Consider the following 15,738-nt stretch of genomic DNA (forward strand, 5'->3'; position numbering starts at 1 on the left):
GTCAGGGCAGCTCTGTGATCTGTGCAGGTAGCGCTCCACCGTCCAGCAACCGCGCAAGGCAGGCGTGGGTGAACCCCCAGATATCTTCGTCATGCACCAAGTGGTGGGTCAGAAACCCCAAGGGTTCCTGCGGGTCAGTCCGCCCCTTGCGGCGGTCCTGCAGCCGTTTGGTGATATCCGCAATCAGCTTGTCCGGTGGGACAAGGCTGCGGGTGCCGCGCCAGAAAATCGGGTCGATATGGGTGTTGATCTGCACCAACCCGGGGGCGGCAATCCGGTTGCTCCGCGGGCCATAGGTCGACACCCCGACATAGCCTGCGTCTGCCAGCACGGGCAGCAACCCATCGTCCAACCGGTTCCATGGCGGCACAAAGATCGGCAGCAGGTCGTCGCCAAACAGCTGTTGCATCCGGTTCAGTGCTTGGGCGAGCTCGTGGGCCGCGTCCGGGCGCGGGTGTCCGAACTCTGCCTTTTTGGCCCCTGCGGGCGCGTGGCTGATATGCTGCCAGCCATGTACCAGCGGGCGGATCAGCGGACGGTCCTTGCTATAGGCGGCAAGCGCGGGGTCTGCGTGTTCAGGGATCACGGCGATATGCACGGGCAGGGACAGGTCCTCCGCCAGTGCGGCAAGGCGATCCAGCGCGGGGGTTGGGGCGATGGCATCATCATCGCGCCACCAGATCGGCAGGTGCAATCCTTCTGCGCGCCATAGGGCAAGCTCGGCGTCAAGAATGGCCCAATTCACGGTCATCGCGTGCCCTTTCGCATGGTCTCGGTCAGGGTGACCGTCCTCGCGGCCCCGTCAAACCCGTCTGTCTGCGCAGGTCGGGCCGGGGTGGCGTGCAGAGTTGCCAAGGCGGATAGCAGTGTGTCCGGTGCGAGATCAGCGCTGCGCAGCACCTCGATCCCCGACAGCGCCGACAGCGCATCGGCGCGCAGTCCCTGTTCCACCTCGTTGCCGGCGTCAAAAGGGACAAACAGCGCGCGCACCCCGCTTTGCAGCACATCCAGCGCGGTATTGTAGCCGCACAAAGAGACAGAGGCCGCGGCGTGATACAGCATCTGGCGGAATTCGGGGCGCGCCGGTTCGATCACCACATTCGCGGGGGCATCCTGCATCAGCGTGGCGCTGCGTGCGGCCGCATCCTGCCCCCCCAGCAACAAGCGCCAGACCCGTCCCGCATCACGCGCGGCCGCGCCGCGGCAGGTGTCGAACACATGCGCGCCCACATCGCCCCCCCCCGCGCTGACGATAATCTCGCCCGCGCCAAGCCGGTCGGGATGGGGGCTGGCGGGGGGCGGTGCGACGAAACCGGTATAGCGCAGTTTGCCCTGCATCGCGTCGGACACCGGCCAACTGAGCGATAGCGGCGTCACGGCCTCGTCCGCATGGACCAGCACCGCACCGTAATATTGCGCCACCAGATCATCGGCCAGCTGCGCCTTGGCAGGTTTGGACGGCGGCGCAAGGATATCGCGTACCGATGCGCAGATCAGCGGGCGCGTGGGCAGGGCATCTGCGGCATCAAGCAGGGCCAGGAACTCTGCCTTGAGGGTGCGGCGCCCAAAGGGGAACAGTTCGGTGATTAGCAGATCGGGGGCGCGGGTCTGGATGTGGGTGACCAGCATCTCGCGTCGCGCTGCCTTCAACGCTTCAGAGGCAAGCGTGCCGTGTTCATCCAGCAGCCGCGCGAAATCCACGCCGTCAGAGCGCAGCGGCGGCAGTTGCACCACGTCAACGCCGTCGCGGTTCAACTGCGGTGCAGGCATCCCGCCCGAAACAACCTGCACATCATGCCCCGCCGCCCCATAGGCGCGGCCAAGGGTCAGGGCGCGGGCCAGATGGCCGGTGCCCAGCAGATGCGTGACGACGATGCTGACCTTCATAAGCGCGGCTCCAGTCGGATGGGTTCAGGGTGGGCAGTCCAGCCCTTGGGTGAAATATCCAGCAGATATAAGCGGTTGCGCTTGATCTGAAAGGGGGCGGGGCCAGCGAAATCCCAGCCGGTCGCATAGGCCAGCAAAACACGCATCACGCCGATATGGCAGACGGCGACAGTATCGCGCGTCAAGCTGTTGGCCCAAGGGATCAGCCGTTCGCGCAGGCTGTCGGGGCTTTCGCCACCGGGTGGGGTGTAGCCCCAGCCCCAATCCTCGATATCGCGGAACCCGCTGGCGGGGTCTGCCTTAAGCTCTACGCCGTGCAGCCCTTCCCATTGGCCCCAGTCCATCTCCATCAGCGCGGGCGTGGTTTTCGGCGCGCGGTCTGCGACCAATCGGGCGGTTTCAGCGGCGCGAGACAGGGGGCTTGATACAAGATCGGCACGGTCCCAAGGCGCGGGCAATGCCAACGCCGCCAGACCGGCGCGGGCGTCATCATCCAGCGGGATATCCGTGCGCCCCTGAATGCGGCCAGCACGGTTCCAGCTTGTATGTCCGTGGCGGAGCAGGGCAAGCCGGATCACGGGCGCACCCCGCAGCTTTCCAATCCTGCCAGCAAGGTCGCGGTGGCCGTGGGAAGCAGATGATGTTGCGCAACAAAATCGCGGGCGGCTTGGGCGCGTGTGTGGCGTAGGGTTGTATCCGACAGCAGCGCTGTGATCTGTGCGGCAAGCGGCGCGGTGCCGCTTGCCGGCGAGGGATAGGGGCCGGGGGCCAGCACATCGCGCACGCCGGGGCGGTCTTGGGCCACGACGGGCAGGCCGGCGGCCTGCGCCTCCAGATAGGCAAGGCCAAAGGCTTCGTTCACACCGGGCCAGAACAGCAGCGACGCATGACGATAGGCGGCGGCCATGGCGTCTGCATCAAGCTCCCCAAGAAACCGAACCGCGTCGCCAAAGGGGGCCAGCATCGTCTCTATCTCGGTGCGGGCGGGGCCGTCACCCGCGATATCCAACCGCCAGCTGTCTGCTGGCAGCAGCGCCAGCGTCTCCGCGATGATCTGATACGAGGCGCGTTTGTCCCCGTCGCGCAGCATGCCGACAGCCAGCATCGGGCCATCCAGCGCGGACGGCGGCGGCAAAGCGCCCTGTGCGAGAAACGGCGGCAGATGCACCAGCCGCTGCCCCGCGGTCTGATCGCGGCGCAGCGTCTCGGCATCGCGGTGCGTGAGGTAAAAGATCACATCCGCCGCGTCGCTTGCGGCCTCGGCGGCTTGGGCGAAACCGGCCCACGGGCCTGTCAGCCGTTTGCGCGCGCGGCTGGATTCGACCAGCAGATAGGGGATGCCAAGGGCGCGGGCGACGGCGGGGCCGATCAGGTCGGGGGCCTTGTAATAGTTGTGATAGGTGATCCACGCCTGCCAGCCTTCGGTGCGACCGCGGGCGATGGCTTGAGTCACTTCGGCCTCGGCAGCGTTGAAAAGCATGGCCTGCGCCGCGCTGTCTCCCGCCCCATCGCGGCTGCGCAGGGTGCTGGCGACTGCGACCGTCGCGCCCCCCTGTTGCAGCGCGGCCATCAACCCACGCGCCATCGCCCGATCCCCCGAGGGTACCGGATGATCAGGGGACTTTAACGGAGCGTAGAACGCAAGCCGCATCAGCCGCCCTGTGCGAGCATTGCCGTCAGCCGTTTGTGTAGCTGGCGAATGCCGGGGGCCATGGTGAACTCTGCTTGCAGCCGGTCATGGGCGGCTTCGGCCAGCCGAGGGCCAAGCGATGGATCCTCCGCAAAGCGCTGCATCGCTTCGGCAAGGGCGGCGGGGGCATCGTCGCTTAGCACGCCGGTGGTGCCGCTGGTGATGAACTCGGGGATGGCCGATACGGGGGTGCTGAGCAGCGGAAGCTTCTGGCTTGCCGCTTCCATCAGCACATTGGGCAGCCCGTCACGGTCACCGTCCTTGGCAATGCGCGAGGGCAGCACGAACAGATCGGCGGCGCGCATGGCCGCGATCACCTCTGGCTGGTCGCAGGCCCCGCGCCAAGTGATCCGGTCGTTGATCCCGTGCGTTTCAGCGCGTGTTTTCATCGGTTCCGACAGGTCCCCGCCGCCGATATGGGTCCAGTGCCAGTCAAACTCATTCGGCAGCAGCGCCAGCGCGTCGATCAGGTTGTCAAAGCCCTTCTTCTCGACCATGCGCCCGACAGACATCATCTGGAACGGATCGCTTTTGGCCCGTTGGACCCGGGTTGGCGGTTCGGGGAAACGCGCCAGATCTAGCCCGTGGTAGACCAGATCAATCCGCTCCGGGGCGGAGGTTAGCTTACGCAGATGTTGCGCGTTAAAGTCCGTGCAGGTGGCACCAAAGGCGGCACCGTGGCTGGCGGGGTCCAGCTTTTCGCGCAACTCCCATTCGGGCGAGGTCCAGATGTCCTTGGCGTGGGCAGAAAAGCTCCACGGTAGGCCCCGCAGGATCGCGGCATAGCGCGCGACCGAGGACGGGGTGTGCAGGAAATGCGCATAGATGCCGCGGGTCTCGGCGGGGAGCTCATGTGCCATGACGCAAGCCTGACCAAAGCGGCGGCGGCGGTTAGGGGTATCGTCGCGGGCGAGGTCTTGTTGGAAAACCGCCCGTGCCGCGTCGTAACCGGGCATGGCTTTCGCGGCCTCTTGTGCCGCGGCCACACGTTCGGGATCGTCGCGCAGATATTCCGGCAAATAGCGCACACGCGCTTGCAGCCGGTCGTGCAACGGGTGGGTTTTCGTGTCGGTCGGATGGCGCAACGACCAGATGTCGAACCGCAGACCGGCTTCTTCAAGGGCGACGAGTTCCTGCGCGATGAAGGTCTCGGACAGGCGCGGCCAGCCTTTGACCACAATGGCGAGAGGGGCGGGGGTGTCGGTCATGCGCCACCGCCCATCAGGGCGCGGCCCCGTTCAACCACCACGTCAAGCCCGTCCAGCAGCCCGTCTGCACCGGCTTGCGAGGGTTTGTTCTGATGCGGCAGGTTGCGGATTGCGGCGATCATCGCCTGCGGCGTCATGCCATCACGGGTTTCTTCCAGCATGCGGACGAGCCCAAGCTCTTCGGCGCGGCTGGCGCGGATCCATTGTTCCAACCGGGGCACGGTGCGCGGCACGATGACGGCGCGTTTGTCAAAAGACAGCACCTCGCAGAAGGTGTTGTAACCGCCCATGCAAACCACGCCTTCGGCCCCGACATAAAGCTGTTCGATCCGGCTATCAAAGCCAAGCGCGGTCACCCGCCCGCCCAGCTTGGCCACCCGCGCGTCAAAGGCGTCGCGGACGTCGCCGGACAGGAAGGGGCCGTAGATCAGCTTGGCATTCGGCGTCAGGTCGGGGTCTTGCTCGTAGGCGTCCAGCACCAGTGACACCATCGCGGCACCGTCCCCGCCGCCGCCGGGGGTAATCAGCACATAGGGCTCTTCGGCGGGGGGTGTTTCGTCCGGGGCCTCGCGGCGCAGATAGCCGGTCCAATGCATCCGGTCGTGGGCGGCCTGCGACAGCGGCAGCCCCTTGGTCGGATCATAGACATCTCGCATGCCGTAGACCCAAATCTCGTCATAGTATTTCTCGGTCGCCTCAACCGCGCCTTTGCGTTCCCATTCGGCGGCTAGCACTTCGGGTTCGTCCAGCACGTCGCGCAGGCCTAGCACAACTTTGGTGTTGCCATGCTCGCGCAGCCAGTCAAGGCTAGGCAGCAGTTCCCCGCGAAAGCCCGTCGGCTCTTTATCCACGATCAGCAGATCGGGGGTGTATTCCTCGATCGCGGTGCGGATCAGGCCGGCCCGCAGGGAGGTGACCTCGTCGATATCAAGGCCAAGCGTTTGCGCCACATAGCTGCCGTCGGCCAGCTTCGTCACGCCGGGAAGGCGGATGTGGTCGACGCCTTTGGGAAAGGTGAAACGCCCTGCGACGGGCGATCCTGTCAGGATGATGGCCGAGGCATCTTCGTCCCCGTCCATCAAGGCGGCAGCCAGTGCGCGCGACCGCCGTAAGTGGCCCAATCCAAAGGTGTCGTGGCTATAGAATAGCACCCGCCGCGCTGGTTTGCCATCGCGGGCGTTGTTCGAGACCGTCTGGCGCATGGGCCGATCCTAACTTAGTCAAATATCCTTGGCCGCACCTATCAGTCTGGCGGCTAGAAAGCGTTTATTGTCGAAGGCAGGTGAACCCGTCCCGCCCGATGCACCCAGAAACCGAATACACTCACATCACCTTGGTCTGCCGGTCGAACAGGCCAGTGGAAATACCTTAGGCATCTATGGCGAACATGTCATGCATTTCAGCACCTTCCGCCGTCGCCGCCCCTGAATGGGCTGCGAAAACCGGCGTTTGAGCGGGGCAGGCCCGTGGAAAGATGCGGCGCGTGTCATATTCGGCGTCCTTCGCGGTTCATCGTCAGGGAGAGTAGGTGGGGCCGGGGGGTTAAGATTGCAATGGCACGGGGGGCGCCTTAGCGTCTCAAGACTGCTCCCCAAGGCCATGAGCGAGGACATATGCGGCATTTCATCTTCACCCTTCTTTTGTCGCTGTGGGTCTTGCCCTTTGCCAACGCCGCGACGGCGCAAGGGGTTCTGTCCCTTTTGCCAACAGCGCAGGAAACTGCCGTCAGCGATACAGAAGGCGACGCCGCACGTCTGCAAGAGGTCATCAGACAAGCCGCTGAAAGCGGGGTGAGCGTGGTGGTGGTCGATAGCGCGGGCCAATTGTTGAACCAGCCCGCACCTGCCCAACCGGCCGAGGGCGACCAGCAAGAGGCGGCGCTGGCCAAGGAAACCTCACCGCTGATGCACCTGCAGGAACGGGGCAACCGGTTCCGCACTGCCTTGATCGAACGCATCGTGCAGTTGCCCGACGCGATCAACGAGGTGATCTATATTCTGCGGGCCGCCAGCCCGGACGGCACGCTATGGGCTTTTGGCGAGACGCTGCTGGTGGCGCTCGCGCTGTTCGCCGTCGGGGCCGTGGTCGAGGTAGAGCTGTTTGGCAAGCGCATGGTGCGCGGCTTCGTCACCGCCAAAGTGCAGGCGAACCCCGTCGGCTATACCGAAAAGATGCCGTTTCTGGTGTTTCGGTTTTTCATGGGGATCATCGGCGTTTTGGTGTCGATGGTGGTGGCCTATATTCTAGGCACGCTGCTGTTTGGACCGCTTAAAGACACGGCGATCCAGTTCACTGTCACGCTGATCAACATCGGCTACTTCGTCTGTCGCGTGGCCGCGGGCCTGTGGCGGATGATCCTGTCGCCCTTCCTGTCGCAATACCGCATCCCCGTCTTCAGCGACCGCGACGCCAAACGGCTGCACCGCTGGCTGTGGATGATGGCAAGCCTTGATACCGTTGCGATCCTGTTCGGTATCTGGATTGCAGAACTGGGGCTGAACTATGATGTCTATGCTTTCATCGCCTCCCTGATGTCGGCGGCAATTGTCGTGGCGAATATCCTGATGATCTGGGTCAACCGCGGCCCCATTTCAAACGCGCTGCGGCAAGGCAAACCTGCGTCGGAATGCAGCGCCGTGGGGCGTTTTATGTCGCGGGCCTGGGCACCGCTGGTGGTGACCTATGCGATCTTTGCCTGGTTCGAACTGACCTATGATCTGGTGCTCGAGAACCCAAGCTCCGTGCCTCTGATCGCGGGTGCCTATGGTATTCTGGTGTCGATCATCGTGGTCTACGGTGTGATCAACTATGCCATTGAACGCGGCTTTGCCCGCGCACGCATGATGCGCCGCTTGAACGAGCTGCGCCGCGAGAAGCGCGCTGATGTCGCACTTGGTGACGATGCGCCCGAGGCCGCCGGCACTGCGGAAGCGGGTGATACCATGTCGATGAACGAGGCTGACACAGAGGCCGCGATGGTGCCACGCCAAAGTCTCACCAGCTTTGAAGGTCTGGCGCGGCGCGTGGCTGGTATCCTCGCCTTTGTTACGGGGGCCTATGCGTTCTTCTATATCTGGGACACAGAGGCAACGTTGATGGTCGAAAGCCATGCGGACCGGCTGCTGGATGTGATGGTGATCCTGTTTATCGGCTACGTCGTCTATCACGCCTTCCGCATCTGGATCGACAGCAAGATCGAGGCAGAAACCGCCGACCAGCCCGAGGCGGAACTGGGCGACGAAGGCAGCGGCGCGTCCTCCGCCAGCCGGTTGGCAACACTGCTGCCGCTGTTTCGCAACTTTGTCCTGATCGTCCTGATCGTAAGCATCGCGCTCATCGTGTTGATGGAATTCGGGATCAATGTCGGCCCACTGTTTGCCGGTGCGGGGATCGTCGGTGTTGCCGTCGGCTTTGGCAGTCAGGCGCTGGTGCGCGATATCTTCGCCGGCGCGTTTTTTCTGTTCGACGATGCCTTCCGCAAGGGGGAATACCTTGATGTGGGCGGCGTGAAGGGCACGGTCGAGAAAATCTCGGTCCGGTCGTTCCAGCTGCGCCACCATCTGGGCGCGCTGCACACCATTCCCTTTGGCGAGCTGCAGGTGATGACCAACTACAGCCGCGATTGGGTGATCATGAAACTGCCCTTGCGGGTGACCTATGACACCGATGTCGAACGGGTCCGCAAGCTGATCAAAAAGCTCGGCATCGCGCTGCTGGATGATCCGGTGATCGGCGACAACTTTATCCAGCCGCTGAAATCGCAGGGCGTGATTGAAATGCAGGATTCCGCCATGATCATTCGGGTCAAGTTCATGACCAAACCGGGGGATCAATGGCTGGTGCGCAAGAAGGTCTATGAAGAAATCCGAGCCTTGTTTGAGCGCGAAGGAATCCGCTTTGCCCATCGGGAGGTCACTGTGCGTCTGGCCGACGGCAAGATCAAAGACCTGAGCGACGAGGAACGCGATGCGGTGACCGCTGCGGCGCAGGCGTCGCTGGAAGAAGAGGCACAGACCGGGCCGGAGCCAGGTGGAGACGACCGATAGCCGCGTCTCGCGCAGTTGTGACATTGAAACGGCGGCGGCGGGCGCTAGCATCATCTTCACCTGCAACAGGAGAAGTCCCATGAAACAGTCCAGACGCCAATTCCTGACGACCACCGCCGCCACCGCCGGGGTCGTGACGCTACTGCCCTATGCCGCGCAGGCCGCGGCGCACGGCGGTAATATGTTCCCCATGACCGGCGGCGAGATCAAAGTGCACCCCATCGACCACGCGTCCTTTGTGATGGAGACGCCAGCCGGCGTGATCTACTGCGATCCCGTGGGCGAGGTCGCCAACTACAGCGATTTTGCCACCCCCGATCTGATCCTGATCACCCACGAGCACGGCGATCACTATAACGCCGAAACTCTGGCCGGTGTGGTGGGCGAAAACACGCAGATCCTTACCAATCCTGCCGTCTACGACATGCTGCCCGAGGCACTGAAAGCCAAGGCGAATGCACTGGCCAATGGCGAGCAAGCGATGTTCAACGAGGTCAAGATCGAGGCGATCCCCGCCTATAACACCACCGAAGAACGCAAGCAGTTCCATCCGCAGGGGCGCGACAACGGCTATATCGTGAACCTCAGCGATTTCCGCGTGTATATCTCGGGCGATACCGAGGCGACGCCGGACATGCTGGCGCTAGAGAATATCGATCTGGCGTTCGTTTGTATGAACCTGCCGTTTACCATGGATGCGACCTCGGCCGCGGCTGCGGTATCGACGTTCAAACCCTCCTTCGTCTACCCCTACCACTATCGTGGGCGCGACGACGGCACGCAAGACCCCGCCGCCTTTGCCGCGATGGTCGGCGAGGGGATCGAAGTCAAAATGGGCGACTGGTACTGATCCGGCGCAGCGGGGGGCCAGCCCCCCGCACCCTCCGGGATTTAGACCATTTGGAACTGAAGGCCCCGGTGGGTCAGGATTTATACGGATCAAGACTTGCGCGCAGACCATCGCCCAAGAAGTTGAACGCCAGCACCACGACAATGATCGGCAGCATGGGAATAGCGGTCCACCAGTAGATTTCGATGCTCGCTAGATTTTGCGCGTCATTCAGCATGACCCCCCAGCTGACGGCGGGCGCGCGAAGACCCAGCCCCAGAAAGCTAAGCGCGGTTTCCCCGAGGATCATCGCCGGGATCGACAGGGTCGCGCTGGCGATCAGATGCGACATGAAATTCGGCAACAGATGTTTGCGGATCACCCGCGCGGGGGACGCGCCCATCATCTCGGCCGCTTTGACGTATTCCTCTTCACGCAGGCTCAGGAATTTTGACCGCACCGCCCGCGCCAGCCCGGGCCAATCCAGAATGCCGAGGATGATCGAGATGATAAAGAACACCGACACCGGCCCCCAGTTCGACGGCACCGCCGCCGAAAGCGCCAGCCAGAGCGGGAGTTCTGGTAGTGACCGTAAGATCTCGATCGCGCGGTTGACCAGCCAATCGGTCTTGCCGCCGAAGTAACCGGCCAAAGATCCAAAGAAGATACCCAGCACAAAACTGACCGTGATGCCGATCAACCCCACCGTCAAAGAAAGCTGCGCACCATAGAGGATGCGGCTGAACACATCGCGCCCCAACCGATCCGAGCCCCAGAGAAACACCGTCGCGCCGTCAGGGGCGCAAAACAGGTGGGTGTCGCTGGGGATGAGCGCAAAGAGGTGGTAGGTTTCACCCTTACAAAAATACTCAATCTTGCGCGGGTTGCTGGTATCGGTGTCGTAGACCCAGCGGAAATTCACCAGATCCGCAGTGCCCGTCGTCTCGTATACAAAGGGGCCGATGAAACTGCCCTCGTGCCAAAGGTTGATGCTTTGCGGTGGCGCGTAGATGTGTTCGGCATTGCGCTCGTTTGGTGTGTAGGGCGCGATGAACCCCGCCACTGGCAGGATCAGATAGCAGAAGGCCAGAAACAGCCCGGATACCAGCGCCAGCTTATGCCGCCGGAACTTGCGCCACATGAGCCGTGCGACAGAGGCGTCCATCTCGGCCCGCTCAAGCGCGGAAAGATCGCCGTCGTCGGTCCAGGGGGTTGTGTCGACAAAGCGGTTGTCCGGCTGGATACTCATGAGCTGCGTGCCCCGTAACGGATGCGCGGATCAAGCAGGACCAGCAGCATGTCAGAGATCATCGTGCCGATCAGCGTCAGCAGCGCTACGAACATCAGGATGAACGCCGCGAGGAACTGGTCTTGAGACTTTAGCGCGACCAGCAGATAGGGCCCGATGGTTTGCAGGCCCAGCACCACCGACACCAGCACAGAGCCCGACACCATCGCAGGCAGCAGGTTCCCGATATCTGCGACAAAGGGGTTGAAGGCCACGCGCAGCGGATATTTCGACAGCAGCCGCGCGGGGCCCATGCCCTTGGCCTTGGCGGTCTCCACATAGGGTTTATCAAGTTCGTCGAGCATATTCGCCCGCAACCGCTGCATCATCGCGGCGGCTCCGGCGGTGCCGATCACAAAGGTCGGGACGATCAGGTGCAGCAGGACGGAGCGTACTTTTTCCCATGACATCGGCTGGCCCTCAAGCTCGGGGGCCATAAGCCCGCCAATCGGCAGGTCAAAGTATTTATGGCCATAATAAAACAGGATCAGCGCCAGCAGGAAGTTCGGTGTCGCGAGCCCAAGGTAGCCCAGAAAACCGGCGGTATAATCGACCCAGGTCTCGGATTTGGCGGCGGCGAGCACCCCAAGCGGCAAGGCGATGAGATAGACAAACAACACGGCGGCGAGATTGACCAGCACGGTCATCCACAGCGCATCGCCGACGATTTCGCCTACGGGGCGATCGAATTCAAACGACCAGCCGAAATTGCCCTGGATCAAGCCGGCGAACCCCTGTGGCCCCGGCACCATTCCGACCCAGATCAGGTATTGTTTCCAGATCGGTTCATCCAGCGCGTATTCGTGGCGCAGAAACTCGGCCTTGGCGACGCCTTCGGCCTGACCCGTGGCGCGCAGCTCGGCGATCTGGTTCGACAGATAATCGCCGGGCGGCAGGTTGATGATGACGAAGACCAGAAGGGAGACCACCCAGAGGGTCAGCAGCATGGTGATGAAACGCCACACGGCGTATCTGAGGAAGATCATCGGCTTACCTGCACATGGGGGTCTTGGAAGTAGAATTCATCGATGCGGTGAATGCCGAAATGCGCGCCGGGATCAAAGGCCCAGATCCCATGCTCCGGTACATTCATCAGATCGTTCGAGACGACGACGGGTTGCGGGGCCTCGGCCAGCACGCCGATGCCAAATTGCTGTTCGGCGTGGATGGCGAGCATCCGCTTCCAGATGTCTTCGCGCACCTGTGGGTCGTCGGTGTGGTTCCAGTCATTCGCCAGCAGCATCAGCCGTTTCGCGGGCTGCATATCGGGGGGCGACCCGGCCTGTCCGACTGTTTGGTAGTATTGTCCCCACATCGGCCAGGCAAAGAATTCCTGATTGGTGGGCGCCAGATAGGAAGGAGAGGTCGACGGCCCCGGAAGCCCGTTGTCCCAGCCGTACCAGACCGACGCCATGGTCCGCCCCGCATAGATCCGGTTGCGCAGGATGTCGCGGTCCAGCGGGCGCATGATCAGGCGGATGCCCAGATCACGCCATGTGTCCGCGATGATCGCCAGCGCGTTTTCTTCCTCGCTGCGTTCGCCGGCGGTTTCGATCACGAATTCCATCGGGCGGCCATCGGGCAACTGGCGTAGGCCAGCGGGGCTGCGGTCGGTCAGGCCCATATCATCCAGCAGCGCGTTGGCGTGGGCGAGGTTCATCATCGACCACGAATGCGTGTTGTCGTCGTTATAAAGCGCGCTTTGCGACAGGGCGGACATGCCGCCTTCGCTGGCGAGACCGAAATAAAGTGCGCGGTTGATCATGCGTCGATCGATGCCGAGGCTCAGCGCACGGCGAAAACGCACGTCGCGCATGACATCGCGCCACACGGGGTCGGCGAAGTTCAGGTTGGGATAGATCGCGATCTGGCTGGCGGCGCCGTTGGCCCAAAGCAGGGTGCGGTATTTGCCGCCGTCCGCCTCGCCTTTCTTGAGGATCGCGACATCGGGGAAATCGAGCCCGCGCGCCTGCAGGTCGACCTCGCCCGCGTTGGCCTTGGCCGCGATCAGCCCGCCGCCGACGACGGTCATCTGCACGACGTCGATATAGGGCAATTGCACGCCCCGGCTGTCGACACGGTGGAAATAGGGGTTTCGTACAAACAGCTTGCGCGAGCTGTCCTTGTCCGAGGTGTTGATCCACGGCTGGAGGGTCGGCAGCGCGGGGTTGTCGAACTTGTACATATTATCGCGCTTGTTGTGCAGCGCGGCCCAGCTTTTGACCCGCGCGGCTTTGACCTTTTCGACCAGCGTATCGGGATCGGCGAACTTCTGATGAAATTGCTTCAGGTAGTGGGCAGGGCGATAGATGAACGGTGGGCTTGCTTGCGCCAACAGCGGCAGAAAATTCGGATTGGGGATCTGCCATTCGAACACGACCGTATGTTCATCGGGGAAGGTGACCTTTCCCAGGCGGTTGTCCACGATCATGAAATCCGGCGGCCCGCTGGGTGTGATGTCAGGGTCGTTGGCTACATTTTCCCACCAGTAGCGGAAATCATCCGAGGTAAAGGGCATGCCGTCCGACCAGCGGTGACCGGGGCGCAGGTGTAGCGTGAATTTGCGCCCTTCTTCCACGTCCACCGCGGCGAGGATATCGGGGGCAAGCGTGTAGTCAGGTTGATACCCTACCAGCCGCGCGTAGCCGTAAACGACCATTTGCCGCACGTCCTTGGTGCGCGAGATCAACGTGCGTAGCGTACCGCCCTGACGCCCAAAGCTGCGGCCCTTGGCTTCGAGGTCGACGACCAGAGGCTCTGACGGGATGCGGTCCTGCACGTGAGGCAGGCTGCCAGCATTGACCTCTTGCGCCCAAAAGCTGCTTTCTTGCAGCACGGGGCCGTCGCTATGCGCGGCAAGGGGCGCAAAGGCGAGGGTCGCGGCGAGGGCAAGGAGGAACTTACGCATGACAACGTACCTTATGGCCGGGCTCAAGCTCGCGCAGGGCGGGGGCGTGATGGCCTTCAAAGCGGAACTGTTCGGGCCAGAGCATGGGAGAGCCCGCGCCCTTGGCCACCAGATCAAGATCGATGGGCCGGCTGATGTCGGGTTCGGGCTGTGCCGCGATCAAGGCGCGGGTGTAGGGGTGTTGCGGATTGTAGAACAACGTGTCGGGCGGGGCCTGTTCGACGATCACGCCAGCGCGCATAACCGCGACCTCGTCCGCGATGCGGGCAACGACCGCCAGATCGTGGCTGATGAACAGATAGCTCAGGTTGGCGCGGTCGCGGATGTCTTCGAGCAGGGTCAGAATTTGCTCTTGCACCGACACATCCAGCGCCGAGGTGGGTTCGTCGCAAATCAGCAGCTTCGGGTCGAGCGTCAGCGCGCGGGCAATGGACAGCCGCTGGCGCTGGCCGCCTGAAAACGCGTGCGGAAAACGGCTAAGCATATCAGGGTTCAATCCGACCCACCGCAGCATTTCGGCCGCCTTTTCGCGGCGCTCGCGGGCGGTGCCGATGTTGTGCACCTCCATCGGTTCGGTCAGGGCTTGCTGCACGCGCATCCGCGGGCTGAGCGAGGAATACGGGTCTTGAAACACCATCTGCGCTTGCCGTTGAAATGCGGTGCGTTCAGTGGGCGATAAATCATGCACGGCCAGCGGCGCGGCGGCGGGGTCGGGGCGAAACAGCACTTCGCCGCCGGCATCGGGACGTTCGGCCCCCATGGCGATGCGGGCGCAGGTGGTCTTGCCCGAACCGCTTTCGCCGACAATCGCCAGCGTCTTGCCGCGGGGCAGTTGCAGGTCAACGTGCTGGCAAGCGGATACGGCCACCGGCTTGCGCCAGCCGCCCGCCCGCATGGTGTAGGTCTTGGACACGTCGCGCAGATCAAGGATCACATCATCTGCGGGCGTCGTGGATGCGGGGGCAGGGGCGGCCACGGCGGGGATCATCGGGGCGGCGGCGAAAAGCTTGGCGGTGTAGGGGTGGGCAGGGCTGCCCAACACCTCTTGCGCATCGCCCCGTTCCATCACGCGGCCCTTGTTCATCACCACGACACGCTGCGCCATATTCGCCACGACGCCCAGATCATGGGTCACAAGGATCACACCCATACCGGTTTCTGCCTGCAGCGACCGGATCAGCCCGAGCACCTGCGCCTGTGTCGTCACATCCAACGCGGTCGTCGGTTCGTCCGCGATCAGCAGCTCGGGCTTGGCGACCATAGCCATAGCGATCATCGCGCGTTGGCGCATTCCGCCCGACATCTCGAACGGATAGCTTTTCCAGGCACGCAGCGGATCGGTGAAACCGACCTTTTCGAACTGTTCAAGCACTGCGCGTTTGGCCGCCCTTCTTCCCATATTGCGGTGCAGCCGTAGCACTTCGGCGACCTGATCCCCAAGCCGGTGCAGTGGCGACAGCGACCGCATAGGTTCCTGAAAGATCATCGAGATGCGATCCCCCCGAATGGCGCGCATCTTCTTTTCGGGGAGGGACAGCAGGTTGACGGCACCCTCGGCCCCGTTGAACCGGATCGACCCGCCGCGCATCTGTGCCGCATCAGGCAGCAGGCGCAAAACCGACCGGCAGGACAGCGTTTTGCCAGACCCGCTTTCGCCCACCAGCGCGAGGGTCTCGCCCGCGTTCAACGCAAAGCTGACGCCGTCCACGACCGAGGGGCCGTTGCCGAAACCGATCGATAGATCATTTACTTCAAGAAGGGGGGCCATTGTCATCCCAAGCGGGTCAGAGCGATCATTACCTATCGAGTGAAGCCGATAAACACCCAAGCGTCTAGGGGGCAGCGCAAAAACCAAGCGTCAGCGGTACACAAAGGGGGGCGG

Annotated in this window: 12 protein-coding genes; 2 read left to right on the forward strand and 10 right to left on the reverse strand. The window is 63.0% G+C overall.

Translation table 11 applies throughout. The features are described from left to right. Position 1: 1 nt before the first annotated feature. The 6 genes from GLP43_RS05580 to GLP43_RS05605 all read right to left on the reverse strand — a co-directional run bounded on the left by GLP43_RS05580 (position 2) and on the right by GLP43_RS05605 (position 5,987). Positions 2-751, reverse strand: a complete 750-nt coding sequence (locus GLP43_RS05580; RefSeq protein WP_237278521.1) for a polysaccharide deacetylase family protein — start codon at positions 749-751, stop codon at positions 2-4. Then, a complete protein-coding gene (locus tag GLP43_RS05585; RefSeq protein WP_237278522.1) occupies positions 748-1,887 on the reverse strand; it encodes a glycosyltransferase family protein in 1,140 nt (379 codons plus the stop codon). The genes GLP43_RS05580 and GLP43_RS05585 overlap by 4 nt, the downstream gene beginning before the upstream one ends. Beyond that, a complete protein-coding gene (locus GLP43_RS05590) occupies positions 1,884-2,465 on the reverse strand; it encodes a histidine phosphatase family protein (RefSeq protein WP_237278523.1) in 582 nt (193 codons plus the stop codon). Before GLP43_RS05590 ends, GLP43_RS05585 begins: the two co-directional genes overlap by 4 nt. After that, a complete protein-coding gene (locus GLP43_RS05595; protein WP_237278524.1) occupies positions 2,462-3,472 on the reverse strand; it encodes a glycosyltransferase family 4 protein in 1,011 nt (336 codons plus the stop codon). Before GLP43_RS05595 ends, GLP43_RS05590 begins: the two co-directional genes overlap by 4 nt. 65 nt (positions 3,473-3,537) lie before the next feature. Then, positions 3,538-4,785, reverse strand: coding sequence for a glycosyltransferase family 4 protein (locus GLP43_RS05600; RefSeq protein ID WP_237278525.1), 1,248 nt, complete (start codon positions 4,783-4,785; stop codon positions 3,538-3,540). Continuing rightward, positions 4,782-5,987: a glycosyltransferase family protein gene (locus GLP43_RS05605; protein ID WP_237278526.1), complete on the reverse strand. Its 1,206-nt coding sequence runs from the start codon at positions 5,985-5,987 to the stop codon at positions 4,782-4,784. Before GLP43_RS05605 ends, GLP43_RS05600 begins: the two co-directional genes overlap by 4 nt. A 411-nt stretch (positions 5,988-6,398) precedes the next feature. Between GLP43_RS05605 and GLP43_RS05610 the strand changes: the two genes are divergently transcribed. Then, positions 6,399-8,831 carry a mechanosensitive ion channel family protein gene (locus GLP43_RS05610; RefSeq protein WP_237278527.1) on the forward strand — a complete coding sequence of 811 codons (2,433 nt, stop codon included), beginning with the start codon at positions 6,399-6,401 and terminating at the stop codon, positions 8,829-8,831. Positions 8,832-8,910: 79 nt separating this feature from the next. Beyond that, positions 8,911-9,681, forward strand: coding sequence for an MBL fold metallo-hydrolase (locus GLP43_RS05615; protein ID WP_237278528.1), 771 nt, complete (start codon positions 8,911-8,913; stop codon positions 9,679-9,681). Between the two features lie 73 nt (positions 9,682-9,754). On the opposite strand, the gene GLP43_RS05620 is transcribed toward GLP43_RS05615, so the two are convergent. The 4 genes from GLP43_RS05620 to GLP43_RS05635 are packed head-to-tail and all read right to left on the reverse strand — an operon-like array spanning position 9,755 to position 15,624. Continuing rightward, the gene (locus tag GLP43_RS05620) at positions 9,755-10,909 is read right to left on the reverse strand and encodes an ABC transporter permease (protein WP_237278529.1); all 1,155 of its coding nucleotides are present in this window, start codon (positions 10,907-10,909) and stop codon (positions 9,755-9,757) included. Then, the gene (locus GLP43_RS05625) at positions 10,906-11,934 is read right to left on the reverse strand and encodes an ABC transporter permease (protein ID WP_005851921.1); all 1,029 of its coding nucleotides are present in this window, start codon (positions 11,932-11,934) and stop codon (positions 10,906-10,908) included. The genes GLP43_RS05620 and GLP43_RS05625 overlap by 4 nt, the downstream gene beginning before the upstream one ends. Further along, entirely contained in the window at positions 11,931-13,856 is a 1,926-nt protein-coding gene (locus tag GLP43_RS05630) for an ABC transporter substrate-binding protein (protein WP_237278530.1), read from the reverse strand. Before GLP43_RS05630 ends, GLP43_RS05625 begins: the two co-directional genes overlap by 4 nt. Next, positions 13,849-15,624, reverse strand: a complete 1,776-nt coding sequence (locus tag GLP43_RS05635) for an ABC transporter ATP-binding protein (protein WP_237278531.1) — start codon at positions 15,622-15,624, stop codon at positions 13,849-13,851. Before GLP43_RS05635 ends, GLP43_RS05630 begins: the two co-directional genes overlap by 8 nt. Between the last annotated feature and the right edge of the window lie 114 nt (positions 15,625-15,738).

The organism is Sulfitobacter sp. M39, from assembly GCF_021735935.1.
GTDB lineage: Bacteria > Pseudomonadota > Alphaproteobacteria > Rhodobacterales > Rhodobacteraceae > Sulfitobacter.